This is a genomic window from Verrucosispora sp. CNZ293, assembly GCF_002754655.1.
The window spans coordinates 6,515,246-6,540,986 of the sequence record NZ_PEFR01000001.1 but is presented as its reverse complement, the minus strand read 5'-3'; the positions used below and the strand labels follow the sequence as shown (position 1 = coordinate 6,540,986).

Sequence of the window (25,741 nt, the reverse complement as noted above, 5' to 3'; positions counted from 1 at the left end):
CGGTACGCCGAAAGCGCCCCGCTCCCGGGTAACCGGGGGCGGGGTGGGGGTTATTCGGCCTGGGTGGCCAGTTCGCGGGCGCGGTCGCGGGCGGCTTCGAGGGCGGCCAGCAGGGCCGCGCGTACGCCGTGGTTCTCCAGTTCGCGGATGGCGGAGATGGTGGTGCCGGCGGGCGAGGTGACCGCCTCGCGCAGCTTCACCGGGTGCTCGCCGGAGTCGCGCAGCATCACCGCCGAGCCGATCGCGGTCTGCACGATCAGGTCGTGCGCCACCTGGCGGGGCAGGCCGAGCAGGATGCCGGCGTCGGTCATCGCCTCGACCAGCAGGTAGAAGTAGGCCGGGCCGGAGCCGGAAAGGGCTGTCACCGCGTCCTGCTGGGTCTCCGGCACCCGGATGGTCGCGCCGAGCGGCTTGAACATCTCCTCGGCCAGCGCCAGGTGTTCGCCGGTGGCGTGGGCGCCCGCCGAGATGGCGGTCATCGCCTGGTCCACGAGCGCGGGGGTGTTCGTCATCACCCGCACCACCGGGGTGCCCTCGGGCAGCCGGCGGCTGAAGAAGCTGCTGGGCAGGCCGGCGCAGAGCGAGATCAGCAGCTTGCCGGGCGGCACCTTGGGGCCGATCTCGTCCAGCAGCGCGGCGGCGTCCTGCGGCTTGACCGAGACGGCCAGCACCTCGGCCTCGTCCACGGCGGTGAGGTTGTCCACCACCCGTACGCCGTAGCGGGCGGCCAGTTCCTCGGCGCGGGCCGGACGGCGGGCGGTGGCCAGCAGCCGGTCCACCGGCCAGCCCGACCGCAGCAGCCCGGAGAGCATCAGCTCGCCGATCTTCCCCGCTCCGATCACCGCGACCGTGTGCACCCCGGCTGACACCTGGCGTACCCCCTTCGTGGGCCGGCGTCGCGGCGGGCCCGGCGGCCCGTCCGCGACGCCGGAACGACGATCAGCTACCGAAGAAGACCTCGGCCTCGGCGTACCGCTCCAGCGGAACGGTCTTCAGCTCGGCGGTCGCGTCGGCGAGCGGGACACGGACGATGTCGGTGCTCTGCATCGCGACCATCTTGCCCCAGTCACCCTCGTGGGCGGCGTCGATGGCCTGCAGGCCCAGCCGGGTGGCGAGCACCCGGTCGAACGCGGTGGGGGTGCCACCACGCTGGATGTGGCCGAGCACGACCGTGCGGGCCTCCTTGCCGGTCTTGGCCTCCAGCTGCTCGGCCAGCCACTGGCCGATGCCGCCGAGCCGCACGTGCCCGAACGCGTCCAGCTCCTGGTTCTGCAGGACCATCTGGCCCTCCAGCGGCTGGGCACCCTCGGCGACCACGACGATCGGGGCGTACTGGTGCTGGAAACGCTTCTCGACGTAGCCGGCGACCTGCTCGACGTCGAAGTTCCGCTCCGGCAGCAGGATCACGTTGGCGCCGCCGGCCAGGCCGGCGTGCAGGGCGATCCAGCCGGCGTGCCGGCCCATCACCTCGACCACCAGGGTGCGGTGGTGGCTCTCCGCGGTGGTGTGCAGCCTGTCGATCGCCTCCATGGCGATGTTGACAGCGGTGTCGAAGCCGAACGTGTAGTCGGTCGCGCCGAGGTCGTTGTCGATGGTCTTCGGCACGCCGATGACGTTGACACCCAACTCGTGGAGCTTGGTGGCGACGCCGAGGGTGTCCTCACCGCCGATGGCGATGAGCGCGTCGACCCCCTGCGCGGCCAGGTTGTCCTTGATCCGCTCGACGCCGTTTTCGATCTTGAAGGGGTTGGTCCGGGAGGAGCCGAGGATCGTGCCGCCACGGGGCAGGATGCCGCGGACCTCCGCGATGCCGAGCGGGCGGGACAGCCCCTCCAGCGGACCCTTCCAACCGTCGCGGAAACCCACGAACTCGTGGCCGTAGCTGGCGACGCCCTTACGGACCACCGCCCGGATGACCGCGTTGAGACCCGGGCAGTCGCCGCCGCCGGTGAGCACGCCGATACGCATGATCTGCTCATCCTCCTGGGGAGCATCTGGTCAAGCCCGATCAAGCCCCAGGATATGTGTCAGCGCGGACCCTCGGCACCGTTGCCGGCCCGGGGCGGGCCGTCCCTACGAACTGTAGTCGCCGCTCGGCACTGCCCGCACCGCGCCCCGCTACCGGTCAGTAGCCAGCCTCCCGGCGATCGGCCGGAGACCCACCGCCGGACGCTGCGCCTACCGGGCCGATCAACTCGACCTGGCCACCCCGGGCGTCCCAGCATCGAGCGGCCGTCGGATGCACGGCGACAAGCGTCAGACCCGCCGTCGCCGGGCCGTCCGGGAACCACGCAGCCAGCCCCGGGTGCCACAGCCGCTCGGCGCGCGCCTGGTCATGGTCGTCCCGGGCGCTGCCGGTGATCGATGCCCACACCTGGGCCCGCGGGTCGTGCAGGCCCAGCTCGATCTCCGGGTTGACCCGCACCTGCCGGACCGTCGACGAAGCGGCGTACGCGAAGAACCACAGCTGCCCGTCGAACTCCGCCCGTTGCAGGGTCATCGGCCGGCCCACCAGCCGACCGTCGAGGGAGAGCGTGGTCAGGGTGCAGATCCGCGCGGCCCGGATCAGCTCGGTGATCCGGGTCCGGGCCTGCTGGCCGCCGAGCACCCCGCCGCTCACGTCGGTACTCCACTGCGCCTGTTCACGCCGGCACTCCCTCGCCTCGACCCGTCGGCGAACCCGGTGCCCCGGACAGCACGGGTCAAACCATCGAAATACCGGATCTCACGAACCGGTCATCGCCCGCCACCGGGCCAGGTTGTGCCGGGCGTCGACAAGCGCGTCGTGCCGGGCCGCAGCGGCGTTCGGCAGCGGCGGCCGACCTCGCTCGTCCCACAGCTGCCGCAGCTCCTTGGTGTACCTGGGGATCTCCCGGGGCAGCGCCGGCATCGCACCCCACAACTGGGCCAGCACCACGTGGTCGTACGCCGCGTACCAGGCCCACAACTCCAGCTCCTCGCCGGGGTTGTCGCGGATCGGCTCGACCAGGAAGTCGTACAGGTCGTCGCGGATACGTTCGCGGGACCGCCAGGACCTGTCGGCCGGCGAGGGCAGCTTGTCCAGCACGTTGCGGCGGACCCAGGGCACCGCCCGGGACGCGTCGAACTCGGTGGAGACCGCGTAGAACTCGCGGCCGTGCTCGTCGACGACGCCGATCGAGACCAGCTCGACGGTCCGGCCGTCCTCGATGAACTCACAGTCGTAGAAGTAGCGGTAGGCCATCCGCACCATCCTCGCCGACGGTCACCGCGGCCCGACGATCGGGTCGCCGACACCGGGAGCGCTTCCATCGGCCCTCGGGAGGTCACGCCCCAGCTCGAACCGGTCACGGAAGTGATTTGAGGGGTGTACAGCACGCGACCGGACCGTCATGATCTGATGTGTTACCGCTGCCGGACGCCGAACGGGTGTCGGATCACCTCGTCAGGGCCGCCAGGCTCACCCGGTGAGCGAGTTGGGGTCCTTGACCGGGGAGGGGTGGGGCCGTGGAGATGCGCTTGCCGGAGCCGGGCGACGCGCTCACCGGCGTCGACATGTTCGCCGGACTCGAGCCGGAGGTACGCCAACGGGTGGTCGCCGCGGCGGTGCCCCGGACGTACCGCAAGGGTCAGCTGCTGTTCGTTGAGAACGACCCGGGCGAGTCACTGATCATCCTGCGGCGCGGCGCGGTGGCCGTGTTCCGGACCGCGCCCACCGGCGAGCGGGCGATCCTGACCGTGATGCGACCGCCGGACGTGCTCGGTGAGGTCTCCCTGCTGGACGCCTCGACCCGGTCGACCTCGGCGGAGGCGATCGAGGACACCGCCGCGCTGGCGCTGTCCCGGCCGGCGTTCATGGAGCTGGTGCATTCGAACGCCCGCATCCTCGACGCGGTGATGCGCTCCCTCGGCGCGTTGATCCGCCGGCTGACCGAGCAGAACGCCGACCACGTCTTCCTCGACCTACCCGGCCGGGTGGCCAAGACGTTGGTCCGGCTCGCCGGTGAGAGTCAGGCCCCGATGATCACCATAGAGCTCAACCAGAGCCAGCTGGCCGAGATGGCCGGTGGTTCCCGGCAGAGCGTCAACCAGGCGATCGGGTCCTTCGCCAACCGGGGTTGGCTGCGTACCGAGGGCCGGCGGATCGTCGTCACCGACGTGCCCGCGCTGCGCCGACGCGCCGGGATGAACGAGCGCTGAGCGGCCCGCCGCCGTCGAGGACATCAGGTACGCGGGCGGGGCCGGGACGATCGTCCCGGCCCCGCCCGCACTCGTTGTGGTCAGGGCTTGGTGCTGCCCGGCCCGACCCATTCGGTGTCACCAGGTCCGACCCAGTCCGTACCGTCCTTGCCACCGCCGGGCACCTCGCCGACGATCCCCTGCGCCTGCAACTGGGCGAGGGTGGCGGCGTCCACGTCCACCGAGTCTCCGGCGGAGTGGGTGACCCCGTTACCGTCGGTCCAGTCGCTCTTCAGCATCACGTACACCATGGAGCTGTCCCCCTGATCAGCTGTCGACAAATCGGCTGCCTGAATCTAGCCGTTCCGAAACGTGTTGAGCTGCCCGGCTGAGTGTCCACAAACCAACAGCCCGGTACCCGACAGTGCGTCGGGCGGCGATACTCGATGCTGCGCCCCGGGGCGTCGGGGCCTGCCAGTGGAGGGTGTCATCGCCGCGCAGTGTGACCGCTGTGGACGTACCGCCGCCGAGGGCGACCGCTTCTGCGGTGGCTGCGGCGCGGAACTCGGTGCCGTCTGCCCGCACTGCCTGCGCCCACTCGCCCCCGACGTGGCCTTCTGCACCTCCTGCGGAGCACCCCGCGCCGGCACCGACCGGCCGGCCACCATGAACCAGGAGGATCGTCGCCGGGTCAGCGTGCTCTTCGTCGACCTGATCGACTTCACCCCGTACGTCGAGCGGGCCGATCCGGAGCTGGTGCGCGGCATGCAGACCGGCTTCTTCTCCGCCGCCCGGCGGGTGGTCGGCCAGTACGGCGGCGTGGTGGAGAAGTACATCGGCGACGCGGTGATGGCGCTGTTCGGTGCGCCGGTGGCCACCGAGACCGACGCGTTGCGGTGTGTGCGGGCCGGGCTGGAGTTGCAGCGGGTGCTGACCCGGTTCACCCCCACCGGCACCGACGGGCTGCGCTTCCGGGTCGGGGTGGCGACCGGGGAGGCGCTTGTCGACGTGGCCGCGGCGCGCGACGGCGGACAGGCGATCGTCGCCGGCGACGTGGTCAACACCGCCTCCCGGTTGCAGTCGGCGGCACCGCCCGGCGGGGTGCTCGTCGACGGTGCCACGCACGCGTTGACCCGGGACACCATCCGGTACGACGAACAGCCCCCGGTCACGCTGCGCGGCCGGTCCGCGCCGACCGAGGTGTGGCTCGCCCGGTCCGCGGTACGCCAGCAGCACACCGACCGGGAGCCGGACACCACGCCCCTGATCGACCGGGAACACGAGCTGGGCATGCTCGTCAACGCCCTGCACCGCAGCCTGCGCGACCGCCGACCCCAGGTGGTGACCGTCTTCGGCCGGGCCGGCATCGGCAAGAGCCGACTCGTCCGCGAGTTGCACAGGCACACCGGCCGGCTGGTGGACGAGCCGCTGACCTGGCGGATCGGCAGATGCCCACCGTTCGGCGAGAACGTCACGTTCGCCGCGCTCGCCGACATCGTCAAGGCCGAGGCGGGCATCCTCGACACCGACCCGGCCGCCAGCGCCGCGCAACGACTCACCGCCGCCGTCGGGGAGCTCGTCGGTGTCGCCGAGCGAGACCGGGTGACCGACGCGCTGCGTCCGCTGGTCGGGCTGGCCGGCACCCCGCTGCCGGCCGAGGAGGCGGAGTCGGCGTGGCGGCGGTTCCTGCTGGCCCTCGCCGCCCGCCGTCCCACCGTGCTGGTCTTCGAGGACCTGCACTGGGCCGACGACGCGATGCTGCGTTTCGTGGAGCTGCTGGGTGCGGCGGCCCGGGACGTGCCGCTGCTGCTGCTGTGCACCGCCCGTCCCGAGCTTGTCGACCGGGATCCGAGTTGGGCGGGGACCATCACCGGCTCGGTCACCATCGCGCTGCCGCCGTTGCGGGACACCGGCATCGCCGCGTTGTACGCGCACATGTTCGGCCAGGCCGCGTTCTCCGCCGACCTGCTGACACCGCTGATCGAGGTGGCCGGCGGCAACCCGCTCTACGCCCACGAGTACGTCCGGATGCTGATCGAGCAGGGGGCGCTGCGGCAGTCCGGACGCGGCTGGTCGCTGGAGAAGCACCTGGACCTGCCGATGCCGGAAAGCGTGCACGCGGTCATCGCCAACCGGGTCGACCTGCTCGACGCCAAGGACCGGGCCGCGCTGCTGGCCGCCGCGGTCGTCGGCGTCCAGTTCTGGCCGGGTGCGGTGGCCGCCGCCGTCGGACAGCCGGTCGAGTCCGTGGAGCGGGCCCTGCGGCGGCTCGAACAGCGGGACTTCGTCCACGAGCAGGCCGACTCCACGATGGCCGGTCAGCCGGAGTACCGCTTCCGGCACGTCCTGGTCCGCGACGTGTGCTACCAGCGGCTGCCCCGGACCGAGCGGGTGGCCCGACACGAACGCACCGCCGACTGGCTGGACACGCTGTCGCAGAGTCGGGACACCGACCTGGCCGAGGTGCTGGCCCACCACCGTTGGGCGGCGCACGAGATCGCCCGTTCGCTGGGCATGGAGACCCGCCGCTACGCCGCGCCGGCACGGGCCGCACTGCACCGGGCGGCGCGCCGGGCGTACGCGCTGCACGGGCTGGACGCCGCCGCCAGCCACGCCGCCCGGGCGCTCGGCCTGGCCGACGACTCCGATCCGGTGGGTCGGCTCCAGTTGGAGCTGCTCAGTACCGAGATCTCGTTCCACCGCGACGGCAACGCCTTCCTCTCCAGTGGCGGGCCGGAGCAGGTGCAGGCGCTCGCCGAGCGACTGCTCGCGTACGGCGACGAGGCGTGCGCGGCGCGGGCCTGGACGCTGCTCGGCCAGGCGGCGTGGCTGCGGGCCGACCGGCCGGCGGCGCTGGCCTGCCTGGACCGGGCGGTACGGCTGTTCGAGCCGCTACCGGACAGCGCGCAGAAGGCCGACGCCTTCGCCGAGCTGGGGCGGCTGCACATGCTCAACTACGAGCGTGATCCGGCCGTGGCGGCGGCGGACACGGCGGCGGAGATCGGCGAACGGCTCGGGCTGACCGAGACCCGCACCAACGCCCGGATCACCGCGGCCACCGCCCGGTACCAGGCCGGCGACCGCGCCGGGCTGGACGAGTTGTACAGCATCGTCGAGGTCAGCCGGGCCGGTCAGTTGCTCGCGCTGCCCCGGGCCACGCAGAACCTCGCCTACGCCGTCTGCGAGGAGGGCGACTGGGTACGCTCCAACGCTCTGCTCTCGGCGGTGCCGGCGCGTACGGCGAGCGGGCAGACCTTGACCACCAGCTACTCCAGCGAGGCGATGCGAGCCTGGTTCGAGGGAGACTTCGGCCGGCTGCTCGCCGCCGCCGAGGCGTTCGTGGACACCCCGACCGGCAGTTGGGACATGCAGGTGCGCGGCCTGCGGACGTGCCTGCTGGTGCTGCGTGGCCAGCCGGTGCCACCGGGGCCACCCACCGATCAGTCGACCGTCGGGACACCGCCACGCGACGACGTGGCCGCCGCGTTGGACGTCGCGCGGCGAAGCGGCTTCCACCGGCTGCACTGGACGATGCTCGCGATGGGGGCGCTGTGCCGGGCGGTACAGGGTCGCCTCGACGAGGCCGCCGCGCTCGTCGACGAGCTGGCCGATTCGTGGACGACGGTGCCGGCGCTGGCCAGCGGCGAGTGGATCGCCGCGGCCAGTTGGGCGGCCTGCCTCACCGGTCGGAAGCCCGCCGCCCGGATACGCGCCATGCTCGACCAGGTCGGTCACCGTACGCCCTGGTCGGAAGCGGCGCTGCGGACGGTGACCGGCGCGCTGGCCGGCGCCGACGACAACCACCAGCACGCGGCCGAGCTGCACCTGGCCGCCGCCGAGACCTACGCCGGCATCCCCGACGTCACGGACCGGATGCTGGCGCTGACCTTCGCGGTACGCGAACTCACCGCCGCCGGTGACCATGCGGCGGCCGACGCGCCCCTGGCCGAGCTGCGCGCCTTCGCGCACCGCAACGGCGCGCCCGGCCTGCTCGCGCTGGCCCACCCGCCCGTCGACGCCGCCCGGACCCTCGCCTGCTGAGTCCTCGCCGGCCCGGCCGCGTTCCCGCCCGGTCCGCCTACCCGGGTCGGCGGCTCAGGCCGCGACAGGCGTGGCGGGCGTTGTCTTGAGCTTCTGGGCGTAGATGTCGACGTACTCGCGGCCGGAGAGTTCCATCAACTCGTACATGATCTCGTCGGTGACCGCGCGCTCGACGAAGCGGTCACCGGCCAGCCCGGCGTAGCGGGAGAAGTCGAGCGGCGGGCCGAAGCGGATCCGGACCCGCGCCAGCTTCGGGATGAGCTGGCCGGGCGGCTGGATCTCGTCCAGGTTGAGCATCACCACGGGTACGACCGGCGCGCCGCTCTCCAACGCCAAGCGGGCCACCCCGGTCTTGCCCCGGTAGAGCCGACCGTCGGGCGACCGGGTGCCCTCCGGATAGATGCCGGCGATGCCACCGGCCCGCAGCACCGAGAGCTGGGTGTCAAGCGCGGCGCGGGCGGCTCGGCCGCCGGAGCGGTCCACCGGGATGGTGCCGGTACCCGTGAAGAACATCTTGGTCAGCCAGCCCTTGATCCCCTTGCCGGTGAAGTACTCCGCCTTGGCCACGAAGGTGACTTTCCGGGGCACGATCAGCGGCGTGAAGATCGAGTCGGAGAAGGAGAGGTGGTTGCTGGCCAGGATGACCGGACCGGCAGCCGGTACGTGGTGCAGACCCTCCACCTGCGGCCGGAAGATGAGCCGCAGCAGCGGGCCGAGCAGCACGTACTTCAGCAGCCAGTAGAGCACCGGCATCCCTCCCCCGAAGTGCCCACCCGGGTGGGCCGGGCGGTGGTGGCACGAGCCTACGAACCCCCACCCGCCCACCACAACGTCTCAGGTGCGGTCGCGACGGGTCAGCTCAGGTCGAGGTGATTGTGGGACGCAGCGAGGGCGCCGGCGAGGTCTGCATCGTCGCTCTCGAGGTCACCCCGCTGCGCTGCGCAGCGCGTCTGGTGGTCCGGCCGACACGGTGGTGGGCTCGGGTGGCGCATGGTGAATACCGAGGGTTCGGTGCAGCGACTGGATGGGTCGGGGCGCCCACCAGTTCGCTCGGCCGGCCAGTCGCATGAACGCCGGGACGAGGGCCGCCCGGACGATTGTGGCATCAACGATGATGGCGAGCGCGAGACCGACGCCGAGGAGCTTGATGATGGAGATGTCGCCGGCGGCCAGGCCGATGAAGACGATGGCGATGAGCGCGGCGGCGGCGGTGATGATGGGGCCGGTGCGCTGCAGGCCGGTGGCGACGGCGTCGGTGTTGTCGTGGGTCTTGTCGTACTCCTCCTTGATGCGGGAGAGCATGAAGACCTGATAGTCCGTGGCTAGGCCGAAGGCCAGGAAGAACAGCAACACCGGGATGGAGATCTCGATGGTGCCGGTGCTGGTGAAGTTGAGCAGTCCCGCCAGGTGACCTTCCTGGAAGCCCCAGACCATCGCGCCGAAGGCTGCGGAGAGGCTGAGCACGTTGAGTACCAGACTGATGAGTGGCAGGAGAACGCTGCCGAAGACAACCATCAGGACGAGGAAGCTGACCGCCGCGATGAGCGCTCCGGCGAGGGGGAGCCGGTCAGCGATGAGGGCCTTTCCGTCAAGTAGTTCAACAGAAGGACCAGCCAGCTTGACGGAGAACGGCGCCTCGGTGGCGCGGATGCGCTTGACCAACGCTTCACCCTCGGGCGAAACGGGCTCGAGATCAGGCACGACCTGAAGCCAGGTGGCCGTCTCCGTGGCGAATCGGGCGGCGGCGGGTCCGGCTGGGGCGACCTGCTGGCCGCCGGCGTAGCTGCCGGTCAGGGCGTCAACGCGGGCGACACCCTCGATGCGGGAAAGGGTGGTGGCGTACTCGCTGATGGCTGTGGTCTGGGTGGCGGGATCTCCGATTTCGGTGGCCACGGCGGCGATGGCGTCGGCGTCGCGGGTGTCGAAGTCGTTGCGGAGCTGGTCGGCGACCTGCCGTGCGGTGGAGGTCGTGGGTAGGGCACGGTCGTCGACGTCGCCGAAGCGGATGCCGGCAACAGGCGAACCGAGCAGGAGCAGGATCGCCACCGCGGCGGCGGCCACGATCACCGGGCGACGCATGACGGCATGGGCGATGCGCTGCCAACCGGTGCCCTCGCGGCGCCTGGCACGGCGTACGGCCAGGGCGTTGACGCGATGGCCGAGCACCGCGAGCAGCGCGGGAAGAACGACGACTGCGGCGATGGTGGCGCAGGCGACGACCGCCATGCCGGCGTAGGCGATGGAACGCAGGAACATCTGAGGGAACACCAGGAGGACCGCCAGGGAGCCGGCCACGGCGAGCGCGCTGACAGCGACGGTACGGCCGGCGGTGTTGACCGCCCGGAGCACAGCCTGATTTACGTCGAGACCGGTGGCTAGTTCTTCGCGGAACCGAGAGACGATGAACAGGCTGTAGTCGATGGCGAGACCCAGACCGAGCGCCGTGGTGAGGTTGAGCGCGAAGACGGAAACGTCGGTGAGGCCGGCGAGTCCATAGAGGATGAGCAAGGCACCGAGAACGGTGAAGATCCCGACAGCGACGGGAAGCAGTCCGGCGATGAGCCCGCCGAAGACCACGATCAGCAGGATCAGGGTGATCGGCAACGCGATCACCTCTGCGCGGATGAGGTCCTTCTCGCTCTGTACGCTGAGCTGCCGGATCACCTCGGCGCTGCCGCCCACGGCCACCTGGAGGGTGCCGTCGGACTGCGTGTAGGCGGTGCTGAGATCACCCGCCCGGGCCTCGATGGTCTTGTCGTCGCCGGTGATGCGTCCGGCGACGATGGCTTTGGTTCCGTCCCGCGACTTGAGCGACGGCAGGCCGGTGGTCCAGTAGGACGCGACGTCGACGACACCGGGCTCGGCGGCCAGCCGACTCGTCAGGGCCCGGCCCGCCTCGGCGGCCTCTGGGCTGTCCACATCGGCCGCTCCGGTGTCGGCCAGAAGAATGATATTGGGTTCGCCAGCATTGAATTCGGCCTCAAGGGCGTGCACGGCCGCGGCAACCTCGTCGCCAGCGTCGTTGAAGCCTCCGCCAGCGAGTCGTTCAGTGACACTACCGGCGGTCAGGCCGGCGGCCACGAGCACCGCGACAGCGAGAACGAGCACGATAGCGCGGGCGCGCACGGTGAGGTGGCCCAGCCAGTTCAGCATTCTAGTCCTTCTGGGGATTCTCCGAGTGGCGAGCATGGCGATCATCGCAGGTGGAAATGAAATCGGTGTGAAGCGATGACTCTTGTTCGCGTGTGGCCGAGCAGGTGGACGCTGGAAAGTGCGGGCTGCGGCGCTCAACTGGGCACCGCACACCGATCATCACATGTATTTGTTCGGTTGTGGGTGCGCCCCCGTGACGGGACAACGTCCAGCGGCCACGGGGGCGGCGGAACCGAGGGCAAGGGCGCGCGCCTCCGGGTCCAGGTAGAAGTTGGGGCGAAGGTCGGCTTCATGGTAATAGCGGTGGAAAACGGGGGTGGTGCTGCCCGACAGAGGCGGCACTATCCAGGTCCAGTCGGTCGGGACGGGACGTCCGAGGCGCGCCTCCCGCTCAAGGTGGGTGCAGAAAAGGTGGGCCTCGGTATGGTGATCGCTGATGCGCATGCCTGCGGCAGTGAACGAATGCAGCACGGCTATGTTGAGTTCGACCAGGGCCCGGTCGCGCCAGAGCGTCGCGTCTGTGCTGGTGTCGAGACCAAGATTCTCGGCCACGACGAGAAGCATGTTGTAGCGGTCGAGGTCCGCGAGGTTGCGGGCACCGATCTCGGCACCGAGGTACCACCCGTTGAACGGGGCGCACGGGTAGTGGATTCCGCCGATTGTCAGACGCATGTGAGAGATCGCCGGCACGACGTGCCAACGCAGGTCAAGGTTGGCGAACCAGGGGTGTTCGGGGTGGGTGAGGTGAACTTCGCTGACGGCATGTTCCGGCAGATCGAACAGACGAGGGCCGTCCGTGGGGGTGTCGATGACCAGCGGAAGGATGTCGAATGCGGTCCCTTTGCCGATCCAGCCCATCGCGGTGACCGTGGCGGTGAAATCGACGTACCGAGGATCGCCGACAACGCTGCCGTCGGATCGACGGTGCCCCGCGTAGCGGATGAGCTGTTCGTTCCAGATGCGGGCGTAACGCTTACCGGGTCGGGCTGGAGGAAAGACCGTGATGGTGGGCCGAATGTTGCCGTTGTTGGTCGCCGTGCACAGATGTTCGACCAGGCTGCTGTAGATGTCGTCGGCGCTGTGCACATCGCGACGATCGAGCAGGCGCAGGCTGCGCCAGTAGAGGCGACCGATGCAACGCGACGAGTTTCGCCAGGCGACGCGGGCACCGAAGGCCAGTTCCGCATGGGTGTGCGTGTAGGTACCGGTGGCGGCGATCTCTGCGCGGACTGCGGCGATCCGAGGGCGCAGGTTCCTCGCGTCGTCGTTCTCGTCATGGAACAGCCGAAGGAACGCTTCCGCCTCGTCCATGTCGGTCGGGGCGTCGGGATCCCATCGGGAAGTGGGGACGTCCCGGTACCCGGGCACTCCCTCACCTCCGGACGCCGAACTCGGGACGGTGTGCGGGCTCGGCTGGCCGGTACCGGCGGCGCGCAGATGGGTGTCTGTCACTGTGCAGCCCGCCTGCTACGGCTGATCGCGGTACCGAACACCTTGTCCCAATAGGGGGCGGATACCCCGAATCCGCGGCCGTCGTCACGGAAGTGGTGACGCATGTGCAGCTCGTGCAGCCACTTCATCGGCCCAGCCTTGGGTCGGGAGTGGTGCAGATAGAGATGGATGAGGTCATAGGCGAGGTAGCCGAGAACGAAGCCGGCCGCGTACATGCTCGGCAGGTCCAGAACCACGATCGACACCACCAGGGCGGTCCCGACGATCGGGACGGACAGCAGCGGGGTCATGATGGACCGGCGGGAGTCCTGCGGGTAGTCGTGGTGCAGGCCGTGGACGATGCGGTGGAACCAGGCACCCCAGCCTTGTTCCGGTTCGAAGTGCAGCACGATGCGGTGGCCCCAGTACTCGACGAGGGTCCAGGTCAGGTAGCCGCCGACCGCCCATCCGACAAGAGCCAGCGGACCGGCCTGGTCGAGCGAAGCCACTGCCGCGACGACGATGACCGGCAGGTAGAGAGCGACCGCGACAAGCGGGTGGACATGGACGATGTGGTCGATGAATGTGGATGAGAAGACGGCCGGACCGCGGCCACGCAGAATCGCTCCCCGATTGGCCATGGGTCTACACCTCACGGGTCAGATTCGTCGCCCGAGCCCGCTCCTCGTACCTGACGCGAGCGGCAGCATCGGTGGTCTTCAGCAACTGGTCGGCCTTGAGCAGCCGCCCTGCGGCGTCACGCAGACCTTGCGGCAGCAGACCGAGGATGCGGGTGACCGGGTTCGTCCAGCCCGGCACGTAGACGTGGTAGCGGGGCCGGCGGGCGGTGCGTACGGCGGCCCCGGCGATGTCGGTGGCCTTCAGGTAGGGCACGAAACGGCCCTTACCGACTCCGGAGGTCAGTTCAGTCTGCGCGGGAATCGGCAGGATGATGGACAGATCGACGCCGGCTCCGCGAAGTTCGCCCCGTACCGCTTCGGAGAGACCGACGACGCCGTGCTTGGCGGCGGAGTAGGTGGCACAGCCGGGCAGGCCCACCATTCCGACGGCGGAGACCATGTTGATGATGTGGCCACGCCCTCTGGCGCGCATCCGCGGCATCACGGCCTTCATGCCGTTGATGGTGCCGAGCAGGTTGACGTTGAGCTGCTGCGCGGTGGCGTCATCGCTCTCGTGTTCGAGGCGCCCGACGAGCATGACGCCGGCGTTGTTGATCAGGACGTCGATCGGCCCGAGGGCTTCCTCGACCTGCCGGCAGAACTTCTCCACACTGCCGGAGTCGGTGACGTCGAGGGGGAAGGCGATCGCGCCGATCGACCTGGCCGTGCTGGTGGCTCGATCGAGATCGCGGGCGCCGATGGCGACCTGGGCTCCGGCCGCGATGAACGCCTCGGCGGTGGCGCGGCCGATGCCGAGGCTGCCGCCCGTGATTGCGACGACCTTGCCGGAAAGGGTGTGTTTGGCCATGGTCAGGACCTCCTGTGCTGGTCGGACATGTGATCGCCAGCGGCCGGGGCCAGCCGCCGGTAGCTTCGGGCATGCCACAGCAGGGGCTGCCCGGCGTGATGGGTGACGGCCGTGATCCGGCCGACGACGATTGTGTGGTCGCCGCCGGGGTGGGTCTGCTCGACGGCGCAGGTGAACACGGTGAGCGCATCGCTCAGTACGGGTACCGCATCGACGATGCGGTACGGGGCGCAGGTGAACCGGTGCCCCGGGTGCGGCTCCGGGTTGGCGAACGTGTGGGCCAGCGTGCGGTGCCCGGCGGGAAGCGTGTTGACGGCGAACCGACCGTGTGCGCGTAGCCGGGCGAGTGTGCCGGAGGTGTTGGCGGCACAGACCAGTAGCAGCGGTGGATCCAGGGACAGGGACGAGACCGCGCTGGCAGTCATCCCCGCTGGTCCTTCGGGCGTGAGGGTGGTGACCACGGTCACCGCCGCCGGCAGGTGAGCGAATGCCTCACGCAGTGCCTGGATGGTGACGGCCGCCGGCGCGGCTGCCTCGGCGCGTCCGGTGGCCGCCGCGTCGCGAGTGGCCGCGGTCGACATGTCATGCCCTCTGCGCGACGGCGAGCCCGGGTGTGTCGGCGTCGGTGAACGCGACGTCGTCCCCCAGCAGACCATGCAGGATGAGCTGGATACTCTCCGTCAGCGCCTCAGAGGCGATCGGGTTGACGATGGCCGCGAGGCTGGGCATACCGAGGTCGAAGGTGCACGCGAAGCGCACCCTGACACCGAAGTCGTCCGGGCTCACCGACCAGGATCCGTCGAAGCGGTGGAAGTCGCCGTCGGTCTGGCTGAACGCGATGGTCTGATTGGCGTCGTCGAAGGTGTCGCGTTCGGTCCAGCAGAGCACGCCGTTGCGGAAGTTGACCGACCAGCGGGCCTCCACGTTGTGGTCATCGACGGCGAGAACCTTGACCTCCCGGACGGCATCGGTGTAGCGGGGGTAGGCACCGAAGTCGCGGAGCTTGCGGTAGACGTCGGCTGCGGTGGTTGCCGGGACGAGGGCGTCGATCGTGACATCAGGCACGGCGGATGGCCTTTCGGTGAGTCGTTGCGTGGCGGATGAGCTGGTGCGCCGCGGTGCTCAGCGCGCTGTGCAGCTCATCGAGGTCACTGTCGGTCAGGACCGCCGGAGGGGTCAGTCGCACGACCCGATGCGCATTGAGGGAGTGATTGACGACCACGTTGGCCTCCAGCAGGTGCAGCATCAGCTGCCCGGCCAGTGCTTCGTCGGCGAGTTCGACACCCAGCAGCAGCCCTCGGCCACGGATGTCGGTGACCACATCGCCGCGCAGTCCGCCGAGCGTCTCCTCAAGCAGACCCCGGATGCGCTCGCCGAGTCCGGCGGCACGGGCCACCAGCCCGTCGCGGGCGATGATCCGCACCGCCGCGGCGGCAGCGGCCATCGCCACCGGAGCGCCGGCGAAGGTGGAGGTGTGCAGGAACGGGTCGTTGTCGAGCGGCGCATAGGTGTGCGCGGTCGCCACCGCGGCGGCGACGGGGACGACACCGCCGGAGAGGTTCTTGCCCACGAGCAGGACGTCCGGCCGTACCCGCTCGTCGTCGGCGCCCCACCAGGAGCCGAGACGTCCAAGTCCGGTCTGGATCTCGTCGAGCACGAACATCGCCTCGTGAGCGCGACAGAGTTGCTGCACTCGGGACAGGTAGCCGGGCGGGGGAACGATCACGCCGCCCTCGCCCTGGACCGGTTCGACCACGACGCACGCCTGCCCATGATGCTCGGCCAGCACTTTTTCCAGGGCCGATGCGTCGCCGTACGGCACGTGGAGGCTGTCCAGCAGTGGCCGGAAGGGGTCCTGGAACACCGGTTTCGCGGTCAGCGCGAGCGCGCCTGTGGTCTTTCCGTGGTAACCGCCCGCCGTCGAGACCAGAACATGCTTGCCGTGGGCCCGGGCCAACTTGATCGCGGTCTCCGTGGCCTCGGCACCGGAGGTGACGAAGTGGACGTAGTCCAGTCCCTCCGGCGTCACCTCCGCGAGGGCCGCCGCCGCCGTGGCCGCCGTCGGTTCCAGCAACAGCCGGGTGGCCATGGGATGGCGGCGGATCTGACCTATCACCGCCTCGGTCACTTCCGGATGCGCGTGCCCGAGCAGGAACACACCGTAGCCGCCGCAGTCGAGGTACCGTCGGCCAGTCGAATCCCAGACGTGTGCGCCGGAGGATGCGACCTCGACCGCTGCGCCGGTCATCGCGGCGATCCGGGCCCGGCCTCGGCCGATGTGACGGCGGTAGGTCTCCAGCACCTTCGGCGGGTCGATGCCGGAAGCCGGTGCGGCCTGGATACCCGCGGCGCTGGTCATGCCGGTGCCCCCACCCGCGCCGAAAGCGGCGCCGCCAGCTTCTTGGTGTGGGCCAGGTAGATCAGCGACGCCCGGTAGGCGTCGGTGACCTGCTCGGCCGTCAACGCCGCGCTCTGCCGCGGCAGTTGGCCAAGCGTGCTGGGGAACACCGGCGCGTTGACGAACAGCGCGGTCATCGCGAGCAGGTCGTCGAATCGCCGCCGCGCGGTCGGTGGCAACGGGTCGATGAACACTGGACGGATCAGTCTGTCCACCATCTCCGGCTCGACCATCCTGGGCCGGTTCACCTCGATACCGAGTTCGGCACCGACGGTCACCGCGGTATCGACAAGCGCCTCGATCGAGGGGGCAGCCCGCCCGGCGGTGATCCACACCTCCCCGTCGCGGTGCCTGTCGAGGACGAGGGCGGCGATCGCACGGGCGGCCACGTCGCACGGCACGAAGTCGAGCCGCGAGGTTGCCGGCATCGGCATCAGCGGAAGAAGGTTCCGCAACAGCACCGTGGAGATCTCGTGCAGGCCCTGGAAGCGGCTGATCACGCCGGTGCGGGAATCGCCGATCACCACCGAGGGACGGATCAGCACCGCTGGAACACCACTGTCGCGCACCAGCCGCTCCGCCAGGCGCTTGGAGTCCAGATAGTCCTCGGGACGGGCGCTCGCGTCGCCGCTGCCGCAGCCGAGCGACTGGCGGGTCAGCTCGGTGCGGGCGACGAACGCCGTGGACACGTAGTACAAGGGTGCGCCCGCGTCCGCGGCGAACGCGATCACCTCACGGGTCCCGGTGACGTTGACGTTTTCGGTGATCTGTCGACCACCGGAAAAGCCGGTGTGCGCGGCGCAGTGGACCACAGCATCGACCCTGGCGGCCAACGACGCGTAAACGGCCGGGGCCAGGCCGAGTCTCGGCGCGGTGATGTCACCGGGGACCGACTCGGTCGCGCCGGGGCAGGGGGTCCGATGCGTCAGGGCCACCACGTGAGCAGGTGCCAGTTCAGGAATGAGGGCGGTGCCGATCACCCCGGACGCGCCGGTCAGCAGCACCGTTCGAACAGCCGTCATGATCACAACCTTGGGTTTGCAGAGGTGATGTCATCGCCGACGACAGGCAGGTCGGCGAGGTGAGGCGAGGCGAGGCGTCAGGAAACGGGATCAGCACCGCCGACCTACGGCACGCGCAGCGGCCCGCCCGTGAAGTAGTCCCGCAGCGACGAGGCCATCCGGTGGCGCCCGGGAGGGTGGAACGCCAGCGCCCGACAGGCACCCGCGAGGTAGGCGACCTCCCCCGAGGAGATGAACGCCATTCCCCCAAGTGCCTCGACGGTCAGATCGAGCACCCGGGTTATCGCGTCCTGCACCGCGTAGCGGCAGACGAGCACGTCGGCCAGCCGATCCTCGCCGATCGGCCCCGGCATGTTCGCGGTGCCCTCCACCAGCAACGTCGCCGCCCGTATCGTGCTGGCTACCTGCGCCTGCACACCGACATCAGCGCTTGTCGACCCCAGCAGGCGGTCGGCCAGCGCGGTCGCCGCACCGAGATAGCTGGCCGACATCAGCAGCTCGAACCATACGAACCCAACTGTCTGCAGGTGGTCCAACCGGTCTCCCTCGACCAGCTCCGTTCGTACCACCAGGTTCTGCGGAACCTCGACATCGGTGAGGGTCACCTCGTCGCTTTCCGTACCGGCGAGTGACGGGGTGTTCCAGAACGGCCGCACCGACACTCCGGGTGCCGAGGCAGGCACCACCGCGATCGCGAGCTGCGGGTCGCCATCGTCTCCCGGAAGGACGACCGACGCCGACAGGAGGTCCATCGACCGGGCCAGACTGCACGGCTTCTTCGTTCCATTGAGCACGACCACACCGTCACGCTCGGTGGCTGTCATCGTCGGCGTGAGGATTCCCTGACCGGCACGGCCCTCGGCGAATCCGGAGGCGACCAGAAGGCTGTCGCGGGCGACCGCGGTCAGCAACATCCACTCCATTCCGGAGGAACGCGCAGTCAACTCGACAAGCGACGCCATCGAGAAGTGATGCATCGTCGTAGCAACAGCCAACGACGGCGACCGAGAGCCGATTGCTCGCTGCACCCGGGTTGCGGTCAGCAGATCCCCACCGAGCCCGCCGTGCTCCTGCGGCACCAGCAGCGCCGGCCCCCCAGCCTCCTTGAAAACCGTCAAACCCGGCGCGTCCGGCTGCTCCCAAGTCGCCAGCGGCGCCTCGGCCAGCCGCTTGTCCAGCCCTGGAAGTACCTCGTCAAGTACCACGCGCGCTTCATCGAGCAGCCGCATACTTGGAGCCCCTCACTCAGCGAACCGTCATCGTGCGTCCCTCGTGGAGTCGCCTCATCCAACGGATGGCCGCGCTCCTGGTGGTACGCGATCCAGACTAGGGATCGGACCTGCAACAGATGTCACAGCCGACAGCAGGGCTCAGACAATTCTTCTGCACGAACGGAACAGGGCATCTGCAGGTCGCTTGCATCCCCGCTGACCACAAATTCCACCAAAAGGCAGAAGAGAGCAAGCCAGACATTGGGCGCACCGTCGAACCAGTTGGTCGGGTGGGCGACGCTAGAGCCGTTCGCTGCACACCAGGCTTCGGCGGCGGCCGGAAAGAGACGTCGCCGGGGCAGCTGCGGCGGCTTCGCCACGGGGCCGCGTCAGCGCTTCCCGCCACGAGGGTGGTCCGGACGCGCAGGGCTCAAGAGCCGTTCCGGCGTGGTGTCACGCTGGACCGAGTCAGGACCCGGAACGGTGTCCTACCCGGAAGATCTGCTAACGCTCCGGTCGTTGTCCGGCATTCGGACGCGGAATCCGACTCCCCGCACCGACTCGATCCACCGTCGATCGCCGAGTTTCGTCCGCAATGATCCGACGTGGACATCGAGGGTGCGGGTCGAGCCGTGCCAGTTCTCGTCCCACACCCGTTCGATCAACTCCTGACGGCCGACCACCGCACCCGGGTCGTCGAGCAGTACCGCGAGCAGGTCGAACTCCCGCCGGGTCAGCGTGACCTCACGATCGTGCAGTGAGGCGCGGCGTACCCGGAGGTCGACCTGAAGCGGGCCATGGCGCCGCTGCTCCTCCACGGGCCCCGCCGACGGCACCCGGAGCGCACGACCAACCTCGCCCACCGCACCGCGCCGCACCACCGCGTCCATCCGGGCCAGCAACTCCCGCATGCTGTACGGCTTCACGACATAATCGTCAGCGCCCGTCTCCAACAGCAGGACCCGGTTGAGCTCGTCACCACGACCAGTCACCACGATGATCGGGATCCACGACTGTTGCCGGATGCGCCGGCACACCTCCTGGCCGTCCAGATCTGGCAGGCCCAACTCCAGCAGGACGAATTCGGCCTTCCCGAGCGCTGTCAACGCCTCAAGGCCGGTCGTCACGTGCTCGACATCGTGCCCGAAACGTCGCAGCGCCTCGACCATCGTCCCGGCGAGCGACTCGTCGTCTTCCACCACAAGTACCCGCACAGTCTCTGCCCCAGTTGACCTCGGGTACGCCTTATGGGTGGACACGCCTATCGCGGGGATCCGCCGTCAGCATAAGCGATTTCGATGCCGGCCTCCATGATGAACCCGCCCTCGCCAGCACGTGCAAAATGCGATCAGACAGCACCGTACTAAACGGATGCGGTCGTGAACTTTGCTAATTACCAGGCCCGGCCCGACGCCTCCACCCGGCCATGAAGAATGCATAGCCGGTACGGTAGCGGAACACCTACCGAAGATGCCCGTCCGACGGACGTCACTTCAATGCTGTCGGGGGAGCGAGACCTCGGCGCAATGTCCGGCGTCAGCCGCCCGGACGGCCATCTGCCGTCCCCCCACCTGGCGGCACGTCGCACCGCGACACCAATGCGACTTACCGTATCCTGTCGCGTTATACCCGGTTACGGATCACGCCTCGCGACACAGCTACGGAGAATTAGCCGCAACTGAACCACCACGTCAGGTGATCGCCATTCTGCGATCGACTTAGCAAAGTGACGGCAGGCCCGAAACCGCGACGCGCAGCGTCTACCGGATTCCTCCAGTCGGGATAACGTCAGAAACAAATCCGAAAATCGATTGTTGCGGCGCAAGCCGAGGGTCGCTCCGCAGGACGGGCCGGCTTCTCTCTGCCGGGGCCCGCCCTGCGGGGGAGCGGAAAGCCGACAACGGACGGGTGGTGGCGGGGGTTCCGCATACGGGGACAAAAAGGTGAAAGCGTCGGACGCGGCCCCGGACCTCACTCCGGCCGGTCGTACGCCGCGCCACAAGGCACTCCCCGAACCCACCCTCGACGTGTCACGATTCAGGGCACGGGGCGTGCGGGGGCGCGTCGAGGGGCTGCGGGGCGCGCCGGTGGCGCGATGAGGAGGATGGTCCGGTGTCAGCGGGTGGGGCCCGCCGGGGACGGCGGGACAACGGGCTCGACGCGAGCGAGTACGCCATCGCTGGCGATGTCGACCCGCGCGTCGGCGAGCACCTGCTCGACGTGCTGGCCGCCGGCGGGATCGCCGCCTACCTGCAACCGTCGGCCGACCTGAACCCGGTCACCCGCACCACCACCGTGCCGTCCCGGCCGGTGGACCGGCTCTACGTGGATCGCTCGCACCTGAGCACCGCCCGGGATTACCTCAGCCAGCTCGCCGACGAGACCGGTGGTGCCCGCGCCGCCGAGGAACCGGACATCGACGCCGAGTGGGAGCGGATCGTCGCCGGCTTCCACACCCCGCCGGACTCCGGCGACCACCCGTGGCCCGCCGCCGAGAACGTGGACGACCAGGCCGGGCGGGGCGGCGGCACGGCCACCGCCACCCGACCCGGCACCGAGGAGACCGGCCCGGCCGCCACCGACGTACGCCGGCTGCCGTACGCCGCCGACATCTCCGGCGTCTCGGTGGGGCGGGGCCCTCGCGACGGAGAGGGACCGTCGCTGCTGGACGGCCTGGACACCTTCGGCACGGAGCTGCCCGACGACCCGGACGACGACGAGCGCTACGTTCCGCCGCCGCCTCCGCCGCTGCCCCGGGTGTCGAAGTTCGCGATGGCCGGCATCCTCGCCGTGCTGCTCGGCTTCGTGCTCTTCCTCTTCCCCGATCTGCTCCCCGCTGACCAGGGCATCGTGACGTTGCTCGGCTTCACCGGCATTCTCGCCGGCTTCGTCACACTGGTGTGGCGGCTGCGGCCCGGCGACGCCGACGACCGTGACCCGGACGACGGGGCCGTCGTCTGATTCACCGCGCAGGGTAGCCGCCCGGATACCGGGACGGTGACAGCCCGTGCCGGCGCGCGTAACAGTGGTGTAACTTACTGTCAGTAGGAATACCGCAGTACGTCACGTCACCCGCCGACTGCCCGGTTGTTCCTCCTTCGCGGCGGTCGCTCCCCTGCTGATCGGAATGCCCGAGATGCGACAGAGTTCCCTCGTGGTGGTGGCCAACCGCCTACCCATCGACGACAGCGTGGCCCCCGACGGTGCCTGTGAGTGGCGCCGCAGCCCCGGGGGGCTGGTCAGCGCGTTGCACCCGCTGCTGCGGCACACCCCGGCGACCTGGGTCGGCTGGGCCGGCGGGACCGGTCCCGCACCCGCCCTGCCCGACATCGACGGCGTACGGATGCACTCCGTGCCGCTCAGTGGCGAGGACCTGCGCGACCACTACGAGGGTTTCGCCAACGCGACCCTCTGGCCGATCTACCACGACGCGGTCGAGCAGCCGCAGCACCATCGGCGCTGGTGGGACGCGTACCTCCGGGTCAACAAACGGTTCGCCGAGGCGACCGCGCAGGTGGCCGAGCCCGGCGCGGTGGTCTGGGTGCAGGACTACCACCTGCAACTGGTGCCGGGGCTGCTCCGCGCCCTCCGACCCGACCTGCGCATCGGTTTCTTCCTGCACGTGCCGTTCCCGCCACCGGAACTGTTCATGCAGTTGCCCCGCCGGGCCGAACTGCTGCGCGGCATGCTCGGCGCCGATCTGGTCGGCTTCCAGCGCGCCCAGGCGGCGCACAACTTCGCCCAGCTGGTCACGAAGGTGCTGGGGCTGCCGGCCACCGACCGGCGGATCGGCGTCGAGGACCGGGTGGTGCGCATCGGCGCGTTCCCGGTGTCGATCGACACCGTCGAGATGGCGGCGCTGGCCGACCGCCCCGACGTGGCCGACCGGGCGCGCCGCCTGCGCCACGACCTGGGCAGCCCTGACCAGGTGGTCCTCAGCGTCGACCGGATGGATTACACAAAGGGCATCGAGCAGCGGCTCAAGGCGTACAGCGAGTTGCTGGCCGGCGGGCACGTCAAGGTCCGCGACACGGTGCTGGTGCAGGTGGCGGTACCGAGCCGGGAGCGGGTCAGCCAGTACCAGATCCTCCGGGACCGGGTCGAGCGGGAGGTCGGGCGGATCAACGGCGAGTTCGGCCGGGTGGGTGAGCCCGCGATCCACTACCTCACCCAGCCGTTCGACCGCGCCGAGCTGGCCGCGCTCTACCGGGTCGCGGACGTGATGGCGGTGACCCCGCTCCGCGACGGCATGAACCTGGTCGCCAAGGAGTACGTCGCCGCCCGGGTCGACGACACCGGCGCGCTGCTGCTCAGTGAATTCGCCGGGTCCGCCGCCGAGCTGCCGCAGGCGTACCTGGTCAACCCGCACGATCTGGAGGGGCTCAAGCAGGGCCTGCTCGCGGCGTTGCGGGCCGACCCCGCCGACGTCCGGGAGCGGATGCGGGCGATGCGTGCCCACCTGCACGAACACGACATCCGGGCGTGGGCCCGCTCGTATCTGTCCACTCTGGACCAGAGCGGCTCGATGCTCAGCCGCCTCGGCGGCGGCTGAGCCCCAGCCCGCCCGGCCACGCCCGCGACGGTCAGCCCCGGTTGTCCCGGGACGGGTCCTTGACCAGCCAGTCGAGGATCGCGTCGATCGGCTCCCGCCACCGGGCGTCGAGCATCATGTCGTGCCCCATCCCGGGAAAGAGCAACGGAGCCGAACCGTAGCGCCGGGCAGCCTGGGTCAACGCCGAGGCCGGCACCACCCGGTCGTCCGGGCTGCCCAGCACCAGCACGGGCGGCTCGCCCACGGCCGGCTCCGGCTCGGCGCCGGTCAACAGCTGCCACTGGGCCCGCCGGGCCGCCCGCCCCAGCCGCGCCGCGTGGCGTCGGGCGTCGGCGTCGGGCAGCTCGCCGCTGAACAACTGCTTGCGGTTCAGCCGCAGCCCGGCGCCGAACACCGCCGGCAGGGTACCTAGTGGATTGCGACGCACCGCGGTGCCGAACGTCGCCCAGCCGCCGAGCACCGGCGCCACGAGCACCGCCGCCCGGGCCGGATAGCGGGCCAGGGCGTGCGCCACCACCAGGGCCCCGGCACCGTGCCCCACCAGCACCGCCCGGCGCGGCAGGCCGGCCGCCACCTGGACCACGTCGTGGGCGTACGCCCGCAGGGTCGCCTCCGGCGCCGGATCGCTGCCGCCGTGCCCGCGCAGGCTCACCGCGTGGGCGCTGAAGCCACGGGCGGCGACGTGTCCGAGCCAGTTCTCGGCGTACGCCCAGGCGCCGTGACCGAAGCCCGGCACGAACAGCAGTGGCGGCCGTCCCTCCTCCAGCTCCGGGACGGCGCTGAGCACCTCACGCCGGACCGGGCGCACCGGCCGCGCCCATTCCCAGCCGCGCATCACCCGCTCGGTCACTTGCTCTCCAGCTCGCGTAGGGCGCGCTCCAGGGCGCGCAGGTAGTCGGCGTGCCCGACCTCGAACCAGTGCCGGGTCGAATCCTTCACCTGTCCCGAGTAGCGCTCACCGGCTCCGGCGCGTACCCGGGCGGCGAAGGCCGCGGCCCGCTCCGGACGGTTGGCGCGCAGCCGCAGCAACCGGGCGAAGAGCACGGCCTGCCAGTGGGACAGGGTGAAGATGCCGGAGTCCGGTTGGAGCAGCCCGGTCACCGCGAGCGTGGGATGGTCAGGTACGAGGGCGTTGAGCCACAGCCGGGGTCGACCCACCCCCTCGTCGTCGCCGAGGATCTTGCCGTCGAGGAACTCGAAGCGGGGCAGGTAGCCGGTGGCGAAGACGACAAGCTCCGGGTCGATCTGCCGGCCGTCGGTCAGCTCCACCGAGTGCGGATGGAAGCGCTCGACGTCCGGTACCGGGGCGATCGCGCCGTGACCCACGTGGTAGACGAGCAGACTGTTGGCGATCGGGTGCGTCTCGTACACCCGGTGGTCCGGCTTCGGCAGACCGAAGCGGGTCAGGTCGCCGACCGTCAGTCGCAGCGTCCGATGGTAGAGCCACTGCCTGACGCGCAGCGGCACCCGCAACGCCAGCAGCATGTCGTTGACCTGGTCGGCGGGGCGACCGAAGACGTACTTCGGGGCGTACCAGTAGCCGCGGCGGGTGGAGTGCCAACACCGCGACGCCTGCTGGGCGGCCTCCACGGCGATGTCGCAGCCGGTGTTGCCGGCACCCACCACCAGCACCCGCTTGCCGCGCAACTGGGCCGAGTCCTTGTACGACGAGGCGTGCATGACCTCGCCACGGAACTGCTCAAGCCCCTCGTAGCGGGGCAGCTTCGGCGACCAGTTGTGCCCGTTGGCGATCACCACGGCGGCGTACCGCGAGGTGCGCTCGGGGCCGTAACCACCGGTGCTGCGGGTGGTGACGTCCCACCTGTCGTCGCCGACCGGTTCGACGCGCACCACCTCGGTGCCGAACCAGATGTGCCGGCGCAGGTCGAAGTGGTCGGCGTAGCGCTCGAAGTAGGACAGCAACTGGCTGTGGTGCGGGTAGTCCGGCCAGTGGTCGGGCATCGGGAAGTCGGGGAACTGGGTGAACGGTCGCGACGAGATCAGGTGGGTGCTGGCGTACACCGGGCTGCGGTCGTGCCGCCAGTTCCAGGCACCGCCGACGCCTGTCTCGCGTTCGTAGCAGTCGACCCCGAAGCCGTGCTCGGCGAGGTTCTTCACGGCGGTCAGTCCGCTGGCACCGGCACCGATCACGCAGACGGTGTCGCCCCGGTCGGAGACCGGGCGCCCGTCGGGGCCGCGGGTGAGCGTGGTCGTCTCCGGATCTGGCTGGCCGGGCTCGGTGGAGGTGGGCACCGGGGGTCTCCTTCGTCTCGGCACGAGTGCCGGG

22 protein-coding genes are annotated in these 25,741 nt (G+C 70.1%); 4 read left to right on the top strand and 18 right to left on the bottom strand.

The features are described 5' to 3' along the window. Positions 1-50 precede the first annotated feature (50 nt). The 4 genes from proC to CLT74_RS29850 form a co-directional block, all read right to left on the bottom strand. Positions 51-869, bottom strand: a complete 819-nt coding sequence (gene proC / locus CLT74_RS29865; protein ID WP_099850922.1) for a pyrroline-5-carboxylate reductase — start codon at positions 867-869, stop codon at positions 51-53. A 70-nt stretch (positions 870-939) separates the two neighbouring features. After that, positions 940-1,968: a 6-phosphofructokinase gene (locus tag CLT74_RS29860; protein ID WP_099850920.1), complete on the bottom strand. Its 1,029-nt coding sequence runs from the start codon at positions 1,966-1,968 to the stop codon at positions 940-942. Between the two features lie 157 nt (positions 1,969-2,125). Next, positions 2,126-2,620: a pyridoxamine 5'-phosphate oxidase family protein gene (locus CLT74_RS29855; protein ID WP_099850918.1), complete on the bottom strand. Its 495-nt coding sequence runs from the start codon at positions 2,618-2,620 to the stop codon at positions 2,126-2,128. Between the two features lie 105 nt (positions 2,621-2,725). Continuing rightward, on the bottom strand, positions 2,726-3,223 hold the full coding sequence (locus tag CLT74_RS29850; RefSeq protein WP_099853447.1) for a polyadenylate-specific 3'-exoribonuclease AS: 498 nt from the start codon (positions 3,221-3,223) through the stop codon (positions 2,726-2,728). A gap of 263 nt (positions 3,224-3,486) precedes the next feature. Between CLT74_RS29850 and CLT74_RS29845 the strand changes: the two genes are divergently transcribed. Next, positions 3,487-4,179, top strand: a complete 693-nt coding sequence (locus CLT74_RS29845) for a Crp/Fnr family transcriptional regulator (RefSeq protein ID WP_093401197.1) — start codon at positions 3,487-3,489, stop codon at positions 4,177-4,179. A gap of 80 nt (positions 4,180-4,259) precedes the next feature. Here CLT74_RS29845 and CLT74_RS29840 read toward each other — a convergent pair whose 3' ends face one another. Next, positions 4,260-4,469, bottom strand: a complete 210-nt coding sequence (locus CLT74_RS29840; protein ID WP_099850916.1) for a hypothetical protein — start codon at positions 4,467-4,469, stop codon at positions 4,260-4,262. A gap of 166 nt (positions 4,470-4,635) precedes the next feature. Here CLT74_RS29840 and CLT74_RS29835 point away from each other — a divergent pair, with 166 nt between their 5' ends. Then, positions 4,636-8,199, top strand: a complete 3,564-nt coding sequence (locus CLT74_RS29835) for an adenylate/guanylate cyclase domain-containing protein (protein ID WP_099850915.1) — start codon at positions 4,636-4,638, stop codon at positions 8,197-8,199. Between the two features lie 54 nt (positions 8,200-8,253). On the opposite strand, the gene CLT74_RS29830 is transcribed toward CLT74_RS29835, so the two are convergent. From CLT74_RS29830 to CLT74_RS29780, 11 genes are all read right to left on the bottom strand, one after another. After that, positions 8,254-8,946, bottom strand: a complete 693-nt coding sequence (locus tag CLT74_RS29830; RefSeq protein WP_099853442.1) for a lysophospholipid acyltransferase family protein — start codon at positions 8,944-8,946, stop codon at positions 8,254-8,256. 177 nt (positions 8,947-9,123) lie between these two features. Further along, on the bottom strand, positions 9,124-11,352 hold the full coding sequence (locus CLT74_RS29825; RefSeq protein ID WP_099850913.1) for an MMPL family transporter: 2,229 nt from the start codon (positions 11,350-11,352) through the stop codon (positions 9,124-9,126). A 159-nt stretch (positions 11,353-11,511) separates the two neighbouring features. Then, a complete protein-coding gene (locus CLT74_RS29820; protein WP_199172288.1) occupies positions 11,512-12,720 on the bottom strand; it encodes a nitric oxide synthase oxygenase in 1,209 nt (402 codons plus the stop codon). Between the two features lie 80 nt (positions 12,721-12,800). After that, positions 12,801-13,424 (bottom strand): sterol desaturase family protein, encoded by a 624-nt coding sequence (locus tag CLT74_RS29815; protein WP_099850909.1) that lies wholly within the window; start codon positions 13,422-13,424, stop codon positions 12,801-12,803. A 4-nt stretch (positions 13,425-13,428) separates the two neighbouring features. After that, entirely contained in the window at positions 13,429-14,271 is an 843-nt protein-coding gene (locus tag CLT74_RS29810) for an SDR family oxidoreductase (protein WP_099850907.1), read from the bottom strand. Between the two features lie 2 nt (positions 14,272-14,273). Then, the gene (locus CLT74_RS29805) at positions 14,274-14,852 is read right to left on the bottom strand and encodes a flavin reductase family protein (protein WP_099850906.1); all 579 of its coding nucleotides are present in this window, start codon (positions 14,850-14,852) and stop codon (positions 14,274-14,276) included. 1 nt (position 14,853) lies between these two features. Continuing rightward, entirely contained in the window at positions 14,854-15,336 is a 483-nt protein-coding gene (locus tag CLT74_RS29800) for an SRPBCC family protein (protein WP_099850904.1), read from the bottom strand. After that, complete coding sequence (locus CLT74_RS29795) at positions 15,329-16,630, bottom strand: aminotransferase class III-fold pyridoxal phosphate-dependent enzyme (RefSeq protein ID WP_099850902.1); 1,302 nt, start codon at positions 16,628-16,630, stop codon at positions 15,329-15,331. Before CLT74_RS29795 ends, CLT74_RS29800 begins: the two co-directional genes overlap by 8 nt. After that, entirely contained in the window at positions 16,627-17,691 is a 1,065-nt protein-coding gene (locus CLT74_RS29790; protein WP_099853438.1) for an SDR family oxidoreductase, read from the bottom strand. The genes CLT74_RS29795 and CLT74_RS29790 overlap by 4 nt, the downstream gene beginning before the upstream one ends. A gap of 104 nt (positions 17,692-17,795) precedes the next feature. Continuing rightward, positions 17,796-18,896 (bottom strand): acyl-CoA dehydrogenase family protein, encoded by a 1,101-nt coding sequence (locus CLT74_RS29785; RefSeq protein WP_486582680.1) that lies wholly within the window; start codon positions 18,894-18,896, stop codon positions 17,796-17,798. A gap of 494 nt (positions 18,897-19,390) precedes the next feature. Continuing rightward, the gene (locus tag CLT74_RS29780) at positions 19,391-20,116 is read right to left on the bottom strand and encodes a response regulator transcription factor (protein WP_099850898.1); all 726 of its coding nucleotides are present in this window, start codon (positions 20,114-20,116) and stop codon (positions 19,391-19,393) included. Positions 20,117-21,014: 898 nt separating this feature from the next. On the opposite strand from CLT74_RS29780, the gene CLT74_RS29775 reads away from it, so the two are divergent. Then, a complete protein-coding gene (locus CLT74_RS29775) occupies positions 21,015-21,863 on the top strand; it encodes a DUF308 domain-containing protein (protein ID WP_099850895.1) in 849 nt (282 codons plus the stop codon). A 175-nt stretch (positions 21,864-22,038) separates the two neighbouring features. Continuing rightward, positions 22,039-23,454 carry a trehalose-6-phosphate synthase gene (locus CLT74_RS29770; RefSeq protein WP_099853434.1) on the top strand — a complete coding sequence of 472 codons (1,416 nt, stop codon included), beginning with the start codon at positions 22,039-22,041 and terminating at the stop codon, positions 23,452-23,454. Positions 23,455-23,485: 31 nt separating this feature from the next. Here CLT74_RS29770 and CLT74_RS29765 read toward each other — a convergent pair whose 3' ends face one another. After that, the gene (locus CLT74_RS29765; protein ID WP_099853431.1) at positions 23,486-24,289 is read right to left on the bottom strand and encodes an alpha/beta fold hydrolase; all 804 of its coding nucleotides are present in this window, start codon (positions 24,287-24,289) and stop codon (positions 23,486-23,488) included. 11 nt (positions 24,290-24,300) lie between these two features. After that, positions 24,301-25,707 (bottom strand): NAD(P)-binding domain-containing protein, encoded by a 1,407-nt coding sequence (locus CLT74_RS29760; protein WP_099850893.1) that lies wholly within the window; start codon positions 25,705-25,707, stop codon positions 24,301-24,303. Positions 25,708-25,741 lie beyond the last annotated feature (34 nt).

Bases quoted from the DNA above. Each gene is read 5' to 3' on its own strand.
- CLT74_RS29860 (WP_099850920.1), bottom strand. From the start codon at position 1,968: ATGCGTATCGGCGTGCTCACCGGCGGCGGCGACTGCCCGGGTCTCAAC.
- CLT74_RS29850 (WP_099853447.1), bottom strand. From the start codon at position 3,223: ATGGCCTACCGCTACTTCTACGACTGTGAGTTCATCGAGGACGGCCGG.
- CLT74_RS29840 (WP_099850916.1), bottom strand. From the start codon at position 4,469: ATGGTGTACGTGATGCTGAAGAGCGACTGGACCGACGGTAACGGGGTC.
- CLT74_RS29825 (WP_099850913.1), bottom strand. From the start codon at position 11,352: ATGCTGAACTGGCTGGGCCACCTCACCGTGCGCGCCCGCGCTATCGTG.
- CLT74_RS29815 (WP_099850909.1), bottom strand. From the start codon at position 13,424: ATGGCCAATCGGGGAGCGATTCTGCGTGGCCGCGGTCCGGCCGTCTTC.
- CLT74_RS29810 (WP_099850907.1), bottom strand. From the start codon at position 14,271: ATGGCCAAACACACCCTTTCCGGCAAGGTCGTCGCAATCACGGGCGGC.
- CLT74_RS29805 (WP_099850906.1), bottom strand. From the start codon at position 14,852: ATGTCGACCGCGGCCACTCGCGACGCGGCGGCCACCGGACGCGCCGAG.
- CLT74_RS29795 (WP_099850902.1), bottom strand. From the start codon at position 16,630: ATGACCAGCGCCGCGGGTATCCAGGCCGCACCGGCTTCCGGCATCGAC.
- CLT74_RS29790 (WP_099853438.1), bottom strand. From the start codon at position 17,691: ATGACGGCTGTTCGAACGGTGCTGCTGACCGGCGCGTCCGGGGTGATC.
- CLT74_RS29770 (WP_099853434.1), top strand. From the start codon at position 22,039: ATGCGACAGAGTTCCCTCGTGGTGGTGGCCAACCGCCTACCCATCGAC.
- CLT74_RS29765 (WP_099853431.1), bottom strand. From the start codon at position 24,289: ATGCGCGGCTGGGAATGGGCGCGGCCGGTGCGCCCGGTCCGGCGTGAG.